We start from the raw sequence: 12,586 nt of genomic DNA on the forward strand, positions 1-12,586 counted from the left end.
CGGGGCCGCCGTCACGAGAACAGGAGCGACAGCGTCACGCCGACGACGATCGCGACGCCGATGTAGACGAGGTTCGGGAGCTGGAACGAGTGGTCGAAGACGAACTTCCCCATCTTCGTCGTGCCGGTCTGGTCGAATGCGACGGTCGCGACCTGGCTGCCGTTGGCGGGCAGCGTGTAGATGCCCATCGTCGCAGGCCAGAGTCCGACGAGCAGCGGCGCCGGAAGCCCGATGGTGATGCCGATCGGGACGATCGCGTTCGTCGCGCTCGATTGGCTCGTCGTCAGCATCGCGACCGCGAAGAGGGCGAGCGCGAAGAGCAGCGCCCCGAGGAACGCGGACGATCCGGAGACCACCGACCCCAGGCCGTCGACGATGAGGGTCTGGTTCGCCGCGACGAAGGTGTTGGCGAGCCAGGCGATTCCGAAGAGGGCGATCGCGCCCACGATCCCGGCGGGGAACGTCGGCTGCTTCGGCACATCTGCGGCCTTCACCTTGCAGAACACGAAGATCAGAGCCGCGATCACGCCCATCACCACCTCGATGATGACGGTCACGCTCAAGCGCACGGGATCACCGGCGTCATCCGTGCCGATCACCGGGCGCAGCCCCTCAAAGAGACCGAAGAACACGATGACACCGACGCCGATCAGGAAGAGTGTGGCCGACAGCACCGCGGTGCGCGGCAGCTTGCTGTCGTGCGCATCGACCGTCGGCGGCGTGATCTGGTGGCTTTCGAGGCGGCGCTGGAACTCGGGGTCGTCCTCGAGGTCCTTGCCATGGCGCATCATCACGAGGGCCGCCATGAACAGACCGGCGATCGAGGCCGGCCACATGATCAGCAGCAGTCCGCCGAGGTCCACGCCCTGGGGTGCCAGCAGCACGACCATGGATGCTGTCGCCGCAGAGACGGGGGAGCAGAGGATGCCGACCTGCGACGCGACCGCCGAGACGGCGAGAGCCCGTTCGGGGCGGATCCTCTGCTGGTACGAGACGTCGTAGATGACGGGGAGCAGCGGGTAGAAGATGTTGCCCGTTCCGGCGCCGACGGTGAAGAGGAACGACATCGCGGGGGCGAGGAACACCACCGACTTCGGCTTGCGCCGGATCACCTTCGCGGCGATCGACACCATCCAGTCGATGCCGCCGGCGGCCTGCATGGTCGATGCGGCGGTGATCACCGTGATGACGATGAAGACGGCATCCACCGGCGCGTTGCCCGGCGCTTCGCCGAACACGAAGATGAGCACGGCCACGCCGACGAGTCCCCACACCCCCAGGCCGATCCCGCTGGTGCGGGTGCCCATGTAGATCGCGAGGATGACGACGATCAGCTGGGCGATGAGGATCCACACGTTGTCGTTCACGTCGACGGGCCCTTCGTGATCGGGCCCGAGCCGGTGAGGATCTCGGTGGCGAGCTCGGTCTCGACGATCTCGCCGTCGATCGCCTCGACGCGCAGAGCGAGAGGATTCTCGACCGGGCTGATCGCCGTGACGAATTCGGAGCCCTCGAAGTGCAGGGACTGCAGGTTGCCGACGGCGTACCCGGTGGCGAGCTCTCCGCTCCGCAGCGATGCGTGGAACAGCGGTCGGCGCTGGTCCTCGGCGTCGTAGTGCGGGCAGAAGCTGCCGTGCAGGAACCCGAGCCCCTCGGGCAGTACCTGCAGGGTCGGACCGTAGCTGTCGGTCGTGCCGCCCTCGAACCAGCAGATGCCACCGGCGCTGCCCCCGGTGAACACGACGTTCGAGTCGGGGTCCTCCCACATCTCGCGCATGATCTCGTCGAGGCCCTGCCGCCTCCACACGTCGAGCATGTTCGCGGTGTTGCCGCCGCCCACATGGATCACGTCGAACCCCTTCACGAACCCGGCGAGGTCGTCGACCGAACGGTGGAAGAGGGGGAGGTGGTGCGGCGCGCACTGGTCGGAGTCGTAGGTCGAATAGAAGCTGACGATGTACGCGGCATCGTCGCCGGTCGCGGTGCCGACGAACAGCACCCGGGGCCTCTCTTTGCGCGTGAGCCCGAGGATGTAGTCGTGCGTCGGATCGTTCCGGCGCTCCATCATGGCCTTGCCTGCGCCTGTCGCCACAACGTGAGCCATCGAGCCCCCCTTAATCGCTCCCCCGCGGTACGAGTTCGGATGCGGCTCAAGATACTGGTATACGAAACGACTCACCAGGGGATCTTGGCGAGCGCGCGTGCAGGATTCAGCAGGGATGGAGCGTCGGGCACGAAAACGGCCCGGATCCGGCCGATCCCGGCCATCCGTGCTGAATTCTGCACGCGGCGCCGGCGAGCCGCGCGCCGAAGCCGGTCAGCCGTTCAGGCGTCCGGCGGTGACGAGCGCCTCGAGCAGCGGCAGCGTGCGGTCGGACGTCGGCTGCGGGCAGAGGTCGAGCGTGTTCGCGAGTTCGAGGGCGAGTGCGGCGTGGCCCGCGGCGTTCGGATGGAACGGGTCGTTCATCAGCCCCCACGGCACGCCGCCGTTGCCGAGCTCGGTGAACCGCGCGTGCTGATCGACGAGGATCACGTCCTCCGAGGCGGCGACCTCGCGCACGGCCTCGGCGAACTCGTGGATCCTCTCGCGCCCCGGGGCGTTGGCGACGTCGATCGAGGGCGGCGTCTGCAGCACGACGATCGCGCCGATCCCGCGAACGCGCGCGACGAACTCCCGCAGTGAGGCGGCGAACTCGGCCGGCTCGACGACCGGGCTTCCCGGAAGGGTCGACGTGTCGTTCGTGCCGATCATCAGCGTGACGACGTCGGGCGTCCACGACGCGACCCGCCGGTCGAAGTCGCCGAGGATGTCGGGCAGTCGGTGTCCGCTGATCGCCGAGTTGATCACCGCGTCCCGCGTGCGGCCGAGCTCACCGCGGATCAGCTCGTGAAGGTGCTCGGCATAACTGCGGCCACCCTGCGTGTGCACGAGTCCGTGGGTGATCGAGTCGCCGGTGATCACCCAGTTCAGAGGATCGGCGGCCGAGAGGAGCTCGGCGAGGCGGCGGAGGTCGGACACGGCGGATGCGGGGGCGGCGGCGTTCGGCACGGTCTTGAGCCTATCGCCGCCCCTCCGCATCCGACCGTCACCGGCCTCGCTCGCCTCAGAGCCACCTCTTGTACTTGAACACCCCGTAGAGGCCGACGGCGAACGCCGCCATCGCGCCGATCGCGAGCGGGTACCCGAAGGTCCACTGCAGCTCCGGCATCCCCTCGAAGTTCATCCCGTAGACGGTGCCGACGAGCGTCGGGGCGAAGATGATCGCCGCCCACGAGGAGATCTTCTTGATCTCGTCGTTCTGCGCGAGTCCCGCCTCCGACTGCCGCCGCGCGACGAGCGCCGACTGCACGGTGAGCGCGTTCTCGAGGATCGCCCGGAACGAATCGACCTTCTCCTGCACGCGGATCACGTGGTCGAGCACGTCGCGGAGCGAGCGCTGGAGCTCCTCGTCGATGCGGTACTTGTCGGATCCGCGGCGGAGCCACTGCAGCATCCCCGCGAGCGGGTGCACGGCCCTCTGGAAGTTGATGACCTCGCGGGACAGCTCGTAGATGCGCCGCGAGAGCGCGTCGTCGTCGCTGTCTCCGAAGAGCTGGTCCTCGATCTCGTCGATGGCGTTCTCGAGCCCCGCGACGATCGGCTCGTACTCGTCGACGACCTCGTCGAGGATCGCGTAGAGCACCGCCTCCGGACCCATCGCGAGCAGCTCGGGGTTCGCCTCCATGCGCCGCCGCACGGCCGCGAGGTTCGGCGACTCGGCGTGCCGGATCGTGACGACGAAGTCGGGTCCGATGAACAGGTGCAGCTCGCCGAACTCGATCGACTCGTCCTCGTCGCGGTAGCGCGCCGGACGCAGCACCGCGAACAGGGTGTCTCCGTAGCGCTCGACCTTCGACCGCTGGTGCCCCGAGAGTGCGTCCTCGACGGCGAGCGGATGCAGGTCGAACTCCCGCGCGACGGATTCGACCTCCTGCGTGCTCGGCCGGTACAGGCCGATCCACGCGATGCCGCCGAGCGCGCCCAGGGTGCGCGAGGTGTCGTCGAGGTTGTGCAGGGTCTCCACGCGACGTCCGTGGACGTACACGCCGTTGTCGATGAGGGCCATGAGGAGGCTCCGTTCTCGCAGGCGCACGCCGATCGCGTCGGTGGCGTGCGCAGGATTCGTCAGGGGGCGGAAGACGCCGCCGACGGCTGCGAGGCAGGACGGACGTATGCGGAGCGGATGCTCAACGCATGCGTGCGGTCGAACGCGACGCAACGAAGGCGGCGTCGCTACTATCACCGGACATCGCCATCACCGCCTCTCGCGTTCTCGACGGGCCGAACCGGCCCGACATGTCAGCATACTCCCGGATCCCGGGATGAGACCCGGCGCGAGGGAGCGGATGCCCGCGTCAGGTGGTGGGGAGGCCGACGAGCTCGGCGCTCTTCTGCCACAGTCTCTCGGCGAGCTCGGCATCCTCGACCTGCGGATTGACGCGCTTCGTCAGTCGCCGCTCGTCGTAGTACGCGCCCGAGAACCACGTCTCGTCCGGCGTGCCCTCGATGAACCAGCGCAGGATGCTGCCGCCCTCCTCGACCCCCGTCAGGAGGAAGCGGCCGAGGAAGCTCTGGTAGACGAGACGCATCACGCTCGACGAGTCAGCCGCGAAGTTCGTGCGCACCGTGCCGGGGTGGAACGCGACCGCGCTGAGCCCGTCGGCGTGGAACCTCGTGTGCAGGCTCCTGGTGAAGAGGATGTTCGCGAGCTTCGCGTCGCCGTACGCCTTGTTCGCGCTGAACCGGCGCGCGTTGTCGAGATCGTCGACGTCGAGGTGCCCGAACAGGCGGTGCCCGACGCTCGACGTGTTGATCACCGCTCCTCCGCGCGACAGCAGCGCGGGACGCAGGAGGTTGGTGAGCAGGAACGGTGCGAGGTGGTTGACCTGGATCGTCTTCTCGTGCCCGTCGACGGTCGGGGTGCGGTCACCGAAGATGCCGCCGGCGTTGTTGGCGAGCACGTCGATCCCGTCGGGGCCGACCAGGCTCGTGAGGTTCTCGGCCAGCTCGCGCACGTCGTCGAGGCGGGCGAAGTCGGCCGTGAGGTGTTCGGCCCCCGCCGATTCGGCGACGGCACGGGTCTTCTCCGCCGAACGTCCGACGAGGATGAGCCTGTCGCCGGACGACGCGAGCTGCCGCGAGGCCGCCGCCCCGATCCCGTCGGATGCTCCGGTGATGACGATCGTCTTCATGCGGCGCTCAGCCTGCGAAGGCCACGACGGGCAGTCCGCGGACCCCGGGGCGCACCGAGAAGAGCGACCCCGCCTCGGTGCCGTGGTCGGGGTCTAGCCCCTGCGCCGAGGTGGTGATGTAGAGCGTCTCGAGGTCGTCGCCGCCGAAGGTGCAGGCGCTCACCTGGGGGACGGGCAGCTCGATGCGAGCGATCTGGGATCCGTCGGAGGCATAGCCGTGCACGGCTCCGCCGCCCCACAGCGCGACCCAGACGGAGCCGTCGGCGGCGACGGTGAGCCCGTCGGGCTTGCCCTGGTCGTCGGGGATCGACACGAAGGTGCGGCGGCCGCGCAGGTCGCCGTCGGCGACGTCGAACACGTCCACCCGGCCGGTCGCCGTGTCGACGTAGTACGCGCGGCCCCCGCCGGGTGCGAAGCCGACGCCGTTCGAGACCTGGACGCGGGAGAGCACGTCGGTCGATGCGAGGTCGGCGCCGATGCGGATCACCCGGCCCACTGCTCCGGCGTCGTCGATCGCCATCGATCCGGCGAGCAGGCGGCCGTGCGGGTCGACGGTCCCGTCGTTGAACCGGGCCTGTCCGAGGTCGAACGTCACCGCGACGTGGGCGGGGCCGTCGGCGGTGTCCGAGAGGTGCAGGCTGCGGGCGCCGAAGGCCACGAAGCCGCCCGAGGCCCGCGGCCGGAAGAACGCGGCGTACTCGTCGTCGAGATGCAGGCGGTGGATGCCGTCGTCGCGCAGCGTGACGAGGTCGGCGGCCTCGCCGTCGACCCAGCGGATGCCGCCCCACGACGGCGACCACACGGGCGCCTCGGCATGCACGCAGATCGGGCCGGTGAGATTCTCGGGGGTCACAGGGATTCGTCCTTCCGCAGCGGCATGCGCTCGGGTCGGGGTTCGGATTCGGGCATCGGATCGTGCCGGGGATCGGAGGCGGCGTCGTCGTTCGCGGCGGAGGGGGTGCTCGCCTGCGCCGGCAGCTCACGAGCCACCTGCTTCTCGAGCACCTGCACGGCGTCGTCGCTGAGCAGGATGAGCCCGTCGAGCTCGTCGCGCACGCGCTTGTACGCGAGGTTGCGCTCGGCCTGCGTGGCCGACTCGTCGACCGCGACCTTGAGCAGCTGCTGCGCACGGTCGAGGCGCTTGCGCTCGGGCTCGGTGAAGGTCGAGTCGCGCAGCCGCCGCGCATCCTTCTCTGCGATCTCGAAGGCGACGGCGTACGCGCCGACCGCGTCGAGGTACTCCGACACCTGCTGCTCGGTGACGCTCGTGTCGGCGGTGGGCGGGCGCAGAGCATCCGCCGTCTTCTTCGCCCGCAGGAACGCCGCGACCAGTGGCCGACGGCCGTCGCTCATGGCGGGGAAGGCGATGAGCTTCGCGACGTCGAGCTCGTAGTCCAGCCAGCGCGCGGTGATCTCGTCGTGCTCGGCGAACAGGCGCTCGAGCAGGGTGTTCGGCGCGACGGATGCCCGGGTGTCGACGATCGCCGGCCCCACGCGCTTCGCGTGTCCGCGGGCTTCGAGCTGCGCGGTCTTGATCTCGGCCTTGAGCCGCAGGGTCTCGAGGCGGCGTTCATGACGGCGCTTCGCCGCGCGCTCCCAGGACTTGGCCGCGCCGCCGGCGACGCCCATCAGCGGGAAGACGAGCCACCAGTAGGTGCCCGCCCACACCCAGAAGCCCTGAATGAACTCGTCCATGATGTGCTCAGCCTACTTCCGCACTCTCCGGCCCTGTAGACCGACCGGGCGGGCTCATCGTCCGAGCTTCTCGGCGCACGCGACGCAGTGCACGGCGAACGGGCGCACCTCGAGTCGCGCTTCGGGGATCGGCCGACCGCAGTTCGCGCACACGCCGTACGCGCCGGCATCCCATCGATCGATCGCGTCGTCGACCTGCTGGAGCTCGGATGCCGCGGCCTCGGCCAATCCTGTCAGGCGCGACCATTCCGACGAGAGCGTGACGCCCTCGGGGTCGTGCTCGTCGTCGTCGTTCGAGCCCTCACGATCGTGCATGAGCTCGGCGAGGGCTGAGGCGGTCGCCTCCACACGCGCCCGCGCCTGCACCCGGAGGGCATCGAGTGGCCCGTGCGCAGTGGATGTCATCCGCACACTCTAGGCCGGGCATCCGACACCGGTCTCCGACACCAGCCGTTCACCCAGCGTTCCGTTTCGAGTACGGCGGTCTCGTAATTCCCTGTCATCTTCACGAGTTGGAATACCCATGTTCTCGGAATTCCGGAACGCCTCCTCCCGAAAGGTCATCATGCGCCGCTTCACCCTGCCCGCCGTCGGCCTCCTCGGCGTCGCCGCCCTCGCCCTCACCGGCTGCCAGAGCCCGTCCGCCGAGGCGGCTCCCGCCGACCCCGATGCCCCCATCACGATCGCGACGCTCCCCGTCGGCGACGACCCCACGGCCGAGAACCCCATCGAGGTGTTCGCCGAGCTGCTCGAAGAGGCGACCGGCCGCGACGTCGAGATCACCGACGTCCCCGACTACCTCAGCGTGGTCGAGGCGATCCGCGCCGACCACGTCGACATCGGCATCATGAGCGGCTTCCCCTCGGCCCTCGCCGTCAACACGGGCGAGGTCGACGCGCTGGTCGCGTTCGAGGGCGACGGCAAGCCCGTCTCCACGTGCGTCGTGCTGAACGACTCGCCGATCCAGGAGGTCGAGGACCTCGAGGGCAAGACCGTCGCCTTCGCCGACCAGGCATCGAGCTCGGGCTACTTCATGCCGGTGTACATGCTGCATGAGGCCGGTCTCGAGCAGGACACGGACTACGAGGCGATCTTCGCCGGCGGACACGAGGGCAGCTTCGCGGCCCTCCAGCAGGGACAGGTCGACGCCGCCTGCACCGCCGTCATGCTCACCGAGCTCGGCGCTCCGATGTTCCCGTTCGCCGACGGCGAGTGGCGTGCGGTCGGCGAGAGCCCGGCGATGGACATCCAGGGGGCGGTGCTCGGACGTCAGTCGCTGGATGCCGACACGCGCAAGGTCATCCAGGACGGTATCGCCGAGGTCTTCTCGCCCGAGAACGCCGAGCGCCTCGGTGCGTACGGCTCGTTCGCGGCATCCGAGCAGACCGTCGACCCCGACGGGGCGGCCTTCGAGTCGTTCGCCGAGATCGCCGCGGTCGCCGGCGTCGAGCTCAAGGACCTCAAGTGACGAACGCCGCACTGGCGGGGGCGGATGCTGCGGCATCCGCCCCCGGCTCGGCCGGTCGTGCGGCGGAGAGCCCCGTCGACACGGCCGCCGCCCGTCGCGGCGAGGCGCGACTCGCGGTGTCGGCTCCGGACGGTCTGGGTCTGCCCGGCCGGTCGGCAGCCCGCACTCCCACGGCCGAGGTCCGTCAGGCCCTCCCGCTCGTGACGGTCCGCGACCTCAGCGTCGCGTACGACACCACGACCGTGCTCGACGGCGTCGACCTCGATCTGTTCCCCGGCGAGATGGTCGCGCTGCTCGGAGCATCCGGATCGGGCAAGTCGACTCTCATGCGCAGTCTCACCGGCTTCGCACCGATCTCATCCGGCTCGGTACGCGTCGCCGGGCATGACGTCACGAACCTCGGTCGCGGCGAGCTGCGCACCCTGCGCTCGGACGTCGGCCAGGTCTTCCAGCAGTTCAACCTCATCCCGCGACTGAGCGTGCTCACCAACGTGCTCACCGGGGCCCTGCACGGCGCCGGACCGATCAACATGATCGGCGGCTTCTCGGGCGCCCACCGCCGCCGTGCGCTCGAGCTGCTCGATCGCGTCGGCATCGCCCACAAGGCGAACGAGCCGGCGCGCTCGCTCTCGGGCGGCCAACAGCAGCGTGTCGCCATCGCCCGCGCGCTCATGCAGCAGCCCAAGGTGATCCTCGCCGACGAGCCGGTCGCGTCCCTCGACCCGAAGCTCGCCGACTCCGTGCTCGAACTGCTGCGCGAGATCGCGACGCAGGACGGCATCCCGGTGCTGGTCAGCCTGCACGTGCTGCCGCTCGCGCTCGCGCACAGCGACCGGATCATCGGTCTCAGGCACGGACGGATGCTGGTCGCCGGCGCGACGTCGCAGCTGGATGCCGCGGCACTCGAGCCGCTCTACGACGACGAGGAGCACGACGATGACGCTCACCACTGACCCGCGGCCCACCGTGCGTCCCACGCTCGATGCAGGAGAGCGGGCGCGTCTGGAGCGCGCCTTCCGCGTGCCTCGCGCGCGGTTCCTCATCGGACTCCCGATCGCCGCGCTGCTGCTGATCTGGTCGTTCAACGGCGCGGAGTTCAACTTCGTGAAGCTGGGCGACGGCGCGGTCAACATGGGCGAGTTCCTGTCGCGCCTGTTCCCGCCGGACTTCTCGAAGATCGGCACGATCCTCGCGCTGCTGCTCGAGACCTTCCAGATGGCGGTCGTCGGCACGGTGCTCGGCGCCGTGCTGTCGCTGCTCGTCGCGTTCGGAGCCTCGTCGAACATCGCGCCGAAGTGGGTGTACTACCCCACGCGATGGGTGATGAACATCATCCGCTCGGTGCCCGACCTCGTCTTCGCGCTCATGTTCGTCTCGGCCGTCGGACTCGGCCCCTTCGCCGGCATCCTGGCCATGACCCTCGGATCGATCGGCTCGATCGGCAAGATCTTCGCCGAGGCCATGGAGCAGGTCGACCGCGGTCCCGTCGTCGCGATGGAGGCCGTCGGCGCCTCGAAGCGACAGGTCATCCAGTACGGCATCCTGCCGCAGTCCGCACCGCTGCTCACCTCGTACACGCTGCTGCTGTTCGAGGGGAACGTGCGCGGGGCGACCATCCTCGGACTCGTCGGCGCCGGCGGTATCGGCCTCGAGCTGACCACGGCCATGCGCATGTACGACTACGGCCACCTCAGCGCCATCATCATCTGCATCATCGTGCTCGTCACGGCGATCGACCAGGGCAGCGCCCTCATCAGAAGGAGAATCACATGACCATCGCAGACATCGACCTCGTGCTCAGTGCCCCCGTCAACCTGCGCGATCTCGGCGGCATCCCCGTCGACGGCGGAGTCGTGCGCGAGGGCGTGGCGATCCGCACCGACGACCTCGCGTACGTGACCACCGACGTCGCGTCCGAGCTCGTCGCCGCCGGACTCACCGCGATCATCGATCTGCGCTCGCCGTTGGAGGTCTCGGTCACCGGCCGCGGACCGCTCGGAGAGTTCCCGGTGTCGTACCATCACCTGCCGCTCATCGCGGATGTCGGGGAGTCGATGCGCGGCGACGCTCCGGAGCTCAGCCACGACGCCATGGGCCGTATGTATCTGCGCATGGTCGAGGTCGCGGCTCCCCAGCTCGTGACGGCGTTGAACGTGATCGCGCACACTCCGGGTGCGGCGGCGTTCCACTGCGCGGCCGGTCGCGACCGCACCGGCGTGCTCGCCGCCATGCTTCTGCTCGCGCTCGGAGCTGCCGATGACGACATCGTCGCCGACTACGCCCGCACGGGCGACAACATGGTCGCGATCATGCAGCGCACCGCTCCCGTGATGGGCGCGATGTGGAAGGCGCTCGGGTTCGACACGACGGCGATGGCCTCGACCGATGCGCTGCTCGAAGGGTCGATGGATGTGTCGATGCGCACTCTGCTCGACACTCTGCGCGCGCAGCACGGCGACGCGCTCGCGCCGCTGCGTGCCGCCGGGCTGTCGGATGCCACGATCGCGCGGCTCCGGGAGAGGGCCGTCGCCGCATGACGGCGGGGATCGCTGTTGCGGCGGTTGGTGTTGCCGGGGTTGGTGTTGCCGGGACTGGTGTTGCCGGGACTGCTGTTGCCGGGGTTGGCGTTGCCGGGACTGGTGTTGCCGGGGTTGGTGTTGCCGGGGCCGGTGTTGCGGCGCCTGCGATGTCGGATGTGGATGGCGGGGTGGTGGTCCGCCGCCGCCCCGGCCGTCCGCGTGACGAGGACATGGACCGGCAGATCCTCGAGGCCACCCTCGCGGTCATCGACTCCGGCGCCGAGGTGACGGTCAGCCGGGTCGTGGCCGGCAGCGGTGTCAGCCGCGCGGCGCTGTATCGGCGGTGGCCGTCGCTCACGGCGCTGATCGCCGCGGCGCTCGATGTGGGTCGCACCGTGCCGCCGGAGTATCCCGAGGGAGTGGACCTCCGTGAGGCACTGGTCGACGGCTTCGGGCTGAGCGGCGGCGGGGCCACCGTGTCGGTCGCGGCATCCGGCTATTCGGAGGAGCGCTTCCGGCAGCGCATCCGCCTGGTGATGTCCGATCGTGCACTGCAGAAGGCCTACTGGCAGTCGCATGTGTCGCGGCGGCGCGTCCCTCTGCTGAACGCGCTGCGCGCCGGAATCGCCCGAGGCGAGCTGCGTGCCGACCTCGATGTCGAGGCCTGCTTCGACGCGATCGCCGGAGCCGCGTACTACCAGATCGTGGTGCGGGGCGATCGGATGGACGACCCGGCTGTCGCGGCGCGCATGCGCTCGGCGGTCGAAGTGATGTGGCGAGGGATGGTGGCCTGACGGCCCTCCCCCTTCCTTCGCCCGAGCGTGCGCCGATGCAGGCTCAGACGGCCGACGTGTGTCCCGCTCACCGCGAGAACACGGCCCGGGCGTGTGCATGCCGGAAGCCCCCGTTTCCGCATGCACACGCGTCGCTGTTCTGGGAATGCGCGCGTGCCGTGGTGGGCGGCGGCTACGGGCTACTCCAGCCACTCCGTGATGAAGCGGTCGCTCGAGTGGATGTGGGTGGCCTCGTACGTGCCGCCGTCGAGCACCTCGAACCGGTGGACGACGAGCGCGGGCACGACGAGCACCTGACCCCCGGTGCCCACGACCTTCTCCTCGCCGACCGTGAACAGTGCCCGGCCGCGATGGATGACGAAGGTCTCGACGTACGGATGCCGGTGCAGACGCGGCCCCGAGCCGACGGCAGTGGTGAACTCGCGGATGATGCTCACGGGGGAGCCCATCTCGTAGCCCTCGATGTTGCGGTCGAGGGGGACGTCGAACGGTGTGACGGTCATGTCGCCTCCTTGCTCGTCGAGGCTACCCATGCCCGCGGGTGTGCGACAGGTCTTCGGGGTGGGGTCGTCCTTGTCGGGCGCGTGTCGTTCTCCGTGTCGGGCGGAGTTCTCCCCTTTGGGCGGAGATTCGGGCCGTGGGCGTCCGCCCGGGGCGGAGTTCTCCGCCCGACAGGGTGCGGGGGGTCGGTCGACGGGGTGCCGTGAGGTGGATCAGTGCCTCGGGTGCGCGTCTCCCCGTGGGGCGGAGTTCTCCCCGTTGGGCGGAGATTCGGGCCATGGGCGTCCGCCCATGACGGAGTTCTCCGCCCGACAGGGTGCGGGGGGGTCGGGTCGACGGGGTGCGGCGAGGTGGGTTAGTGCCTCGGGTGCGCGCCT

Annotated in this window: 14 protein-coding genes; 5 read left to right on the plus strand and 9 right to left on the minus strand. The window is 69.6% G+C overall.

Annotation, left to right across the window (positions count from 1 at the left end; translation table 11 throughout):
- Nucleotides 1–11: 11 nt before the first annotated feature.
- The 8 genes from BN2660_RS06505 to BN2660_RS06540 all read right to left on the minus strand — a co-directional run bounded on the left by BN2660_RS06505 (nt 12) and on the right by BN2660_RS06540 (nt 7,332).
- The gene (locus BN2660_RS06505; protein WP_091228808.1) at nt 12–1,367 is read right to left on the minus strand and encodes an anaerobic C4-dicarboxylate transporter family protein; all 1,356 of its coding nucleotides are present in this window, start codon (nt 1,365–1,367) and stop codon (nt 12–14) included.
- Complete coding sequence (locus BN2660_RS06510) at nt 1,364–2,104, minus strand: Type 1 glutamine amidotransferase-like domain-containing protein (RefSeq protein ID WP_091228812.1); 741 nt, start codon at nt 2,102–2,104, stop codon at nt 1,364–1,366. The genes BN2660_RS06505 and BN2660_RS06510 overlap by 4 nt, the downstream gene beginning before the upstream one ends.
- 213 nt (nt 2,105–2,317) lie before the next feature.
- A complete protein-coding gene (locus tag BN2660_RS06515; RefSeq protein ID WP_091228816.1) occupies nt 2,318–3,049 on the minus strand; it encodes an SGNH/GDSL hydrolase family protein in 732 nt (243 codons plus the stop codon).
- A gap of 55 nt (nt 3,050–3,104) precedes the next feature.
- Nucleotides 3,105–4,106: a magnesium and cobalt transport protein CorA gene (locus tag BN2660_RS06520; RefSeq protein WP_091228820.1), complete on the minus strand. Its 1,002-nt coding sequence runs from the start codon at nt 4,104–4,106 to the stop codon at nt 3,105–3,107.
- A 289-nt stretch (nt 4,107–4,395) separates the two neighbouring features.
- Nucleotides 4,396–5,232 (minus strand): SDR family NAD(P)-dependent oxidoreductase, encoded by an 837-nt coding sequence (locus BN2660_RS06525; RefSeq protein ID WP_091228825.1) that lies wholly within the window; start codon nt 5,230–5,232, stop codon nt 4,396–4,398.
- A 7-nt stretch (nt 5,233–5,239) separates the two neighbouring features.
- Entirely contained in the window at nt 5,240–6,085 is an 846-nt protein-coding gene (locus BN2660_RS06530) for an SMP-30/gluconolactonase/LRE family protein (protein WP_091228830.1), read from the minus strand.
- Nucleotides 6,082–6,927 carry a hypothetical protein gene (locus tag BN2660_RS06535; RefSeq protein ID WP_091228834.1) on the minus strand — a complete coding sequence of 282 codons (846 nt, stop codon included), beginning with the start codon at nt 6,925–6,927 and terminating at the stop codon, nt 6,082–6,084. The genes BN2660_RS06530 and BN2660_RS06535 overlap by 4 nt, the downstream gene beginning before the upstream one ends.
- Before the next feature lie 54 nt (nt 6,928–6,981).
- Nucleotides 6,982–7,332: a TraR/DksA family transcriptional regulator gene (locus tag BN2660_RS06540; RefSeq protein WP_091228837.1), complete on the minus strand. Its 351-nt coding sequence runs from the start codon at nt 7,330–7,332 to the stop codon at nt 6,982–6,984.
- A gap of 118 nt (nt 7,333–7,450) precedes the next feature.
- On the opposite strand from BN2660_RS06540, the gene phnD reads away from it, so the two are divergent.
- The 5 genes from phnD to BN2660_RS06565 all read left to right on the plus strand — a co-directional run bounded on the left by phnD (nt 7,451) and on the right by BN2660_RS06565 (nt 11,708).
- On the plus strand, nt 7,451–8,395 hold the full coding sequence (gene phnD / locus BN2660_RS06545) for a phosphate/phosphite/phosphonate ABC transporter substrate-binding protein (protein WP_255305060.1): 945 nt from the start codon (nt 7,451–7,453) through the stop codon (nt 8,393–8,395).
- Nucleotides 8,392–9,348 (plus strand): phosphonate ABC transporter ATP-binding protein, encoded by a 957-nt coding sequence (gene phnC, locus BN2660_RS06550; RefSeq protein WP_255305061.1) that lies wholly within the window; start codon nt 8,392–8,394, stop codon nt 9,346–9,348. The genes phnD and phnC overlap by 4 nt, the downstream gene beginning before the upstream one ends.
- Nucleotides 9,332–10,168, plus strand: coding sequence for a phosphonate ABC transporter, permease protein PhnE (gene phnE, locus BN2660_RS06555; protein WP_091228839.1), 837 nt, complete (start codon nt 9,332–9,334; stop codon nt 10,166–10,168). The genes phnC and phnE overlap by 17 nt, the downstream gene beginning before the upstream one ends.
- A complete protein-coding gene (locus tag BN2660_RS06560) occupies nt 10,165–10,932 on the plus strand; it encodes a tyrosine-protein phosphatase (protein WP_091228841.1) in 768 nt (255 codons plus the stop codon). Before phnE ends, BN2660_RS06560 begins: the two co-directional genes overlap by 4 nt.
- 149 nt (nt 10,933–11,081) lie before the next feature.
- The gene (locus BN2660_RS06565) at nt 11,082–11,708 is read left to right on the plus strand and encodes a TetR/AcrR family transcriptional regulator (protein WP_091228844.1); all 627 of its coding nucleotides are present in this window, start codon (nt 11,082–11,084) and stop codon (nt 11,706–11,708) included.
- A gap of 179 nt (nt 11,709–11,887) precedes the next feature.
- On the opposite strand, the gene BN2660_RS06570 is transcribed toward BN2660_RS06565, so the two are convergent.
- Nucleotides 11,888–12,211 (minus strand): cupin domain-containing protein, encoded by a 324-nt coding sequence (locus BN2660_RS06570; RefSeq protein WP_091228846.1) that lies wholly within the window; start codon nt 12,209–12,211, stop codon nt 11,888–11,890.
- Nucleotides 12,212–12,586 lie beyond the last annotated feature (375 nt).

Origin of the sequence: Microbacterium sp. 3J1 (assembly GCF_001049495.1) — a bacterium.
Taxonomy (GTDB): domain Bacteria; phylum Actinomycetota; class Actinomycetes; order Actinomycetales; family Microbacteriaceae; genus Microbacterium.

Bases quoted from the DNA above. Each gene is read 5' to 3' on its own strand.
- BN2660_RS06510 (WP_091228812.1), bottom strand. From the start codon at position 2,104: ATGGCTCACGTTGTGGCGACAGGCGCAGGCAAGGCCATGATGGAGCGC.
- BN2660_RS06520 (WP_091228820.1), bottom strand. From the start codon at position 4,106: ATGGCCCTCATCGACAACGGCGTGTACGTCCACGGACGTCGCGTGGAG.
- BN2660_RS06525 (WP_091228825.1), bottom strand. From the start codon at position 5,232: ATGAAGACGATCGTCATCACCGGAGCATCCGACGGGATCGGGGCGGCG.
- BN2660_RS06535 (WP_091228834.1), bottom strand. From the start codon at position 6,927: ATGGACGAGTTCATTCAGGGCTTCTGGGTGTGGGCGGGCACCTACTGG.
- BN2660_RS06540 (WP_091228837.1), bottom strand. From the start codon at position 7,332: ATGACATCCACTGCGCACGGGCCACTCGATGCCCTCCGGGTGCAGGCG.
- phnD (WP_255305060.1), top strand. From the start codon at position 7,451: ATGTTCTCGGAATTCCGGAACGCCTCCTCCCGAAAGGTCATCATGCGC.
- phnE (WP_091228839.1), top strand. From the start codon at position 9,332: ATGACGCTCACCACTGACCCGCGGCCCACCGTGCGTCCCACGCTCGAT.
- BN2660_RS06560 (WP_091228841.1), top strand. From the start codon at position 10,165: ATGACCATCGCAGACATCGACCTCGTGCTCAGTGCCCCCGTCAACCTG.
- BN2660_RS06565 (WP_091228844.1), top strand. From the start codon at position 11,082: ATGTCGGATGTGGATGGCGGGGTGGTGGTCCGCCGCCGCCCCGGCCGT.
- BN2660_RS06570 (WP_091228846.1), bottom strand. From the start codon at position 12,211: ATGACCGTCACACCGTTCGACGTCCCCCTCGACCGCAACATCGAGGGC.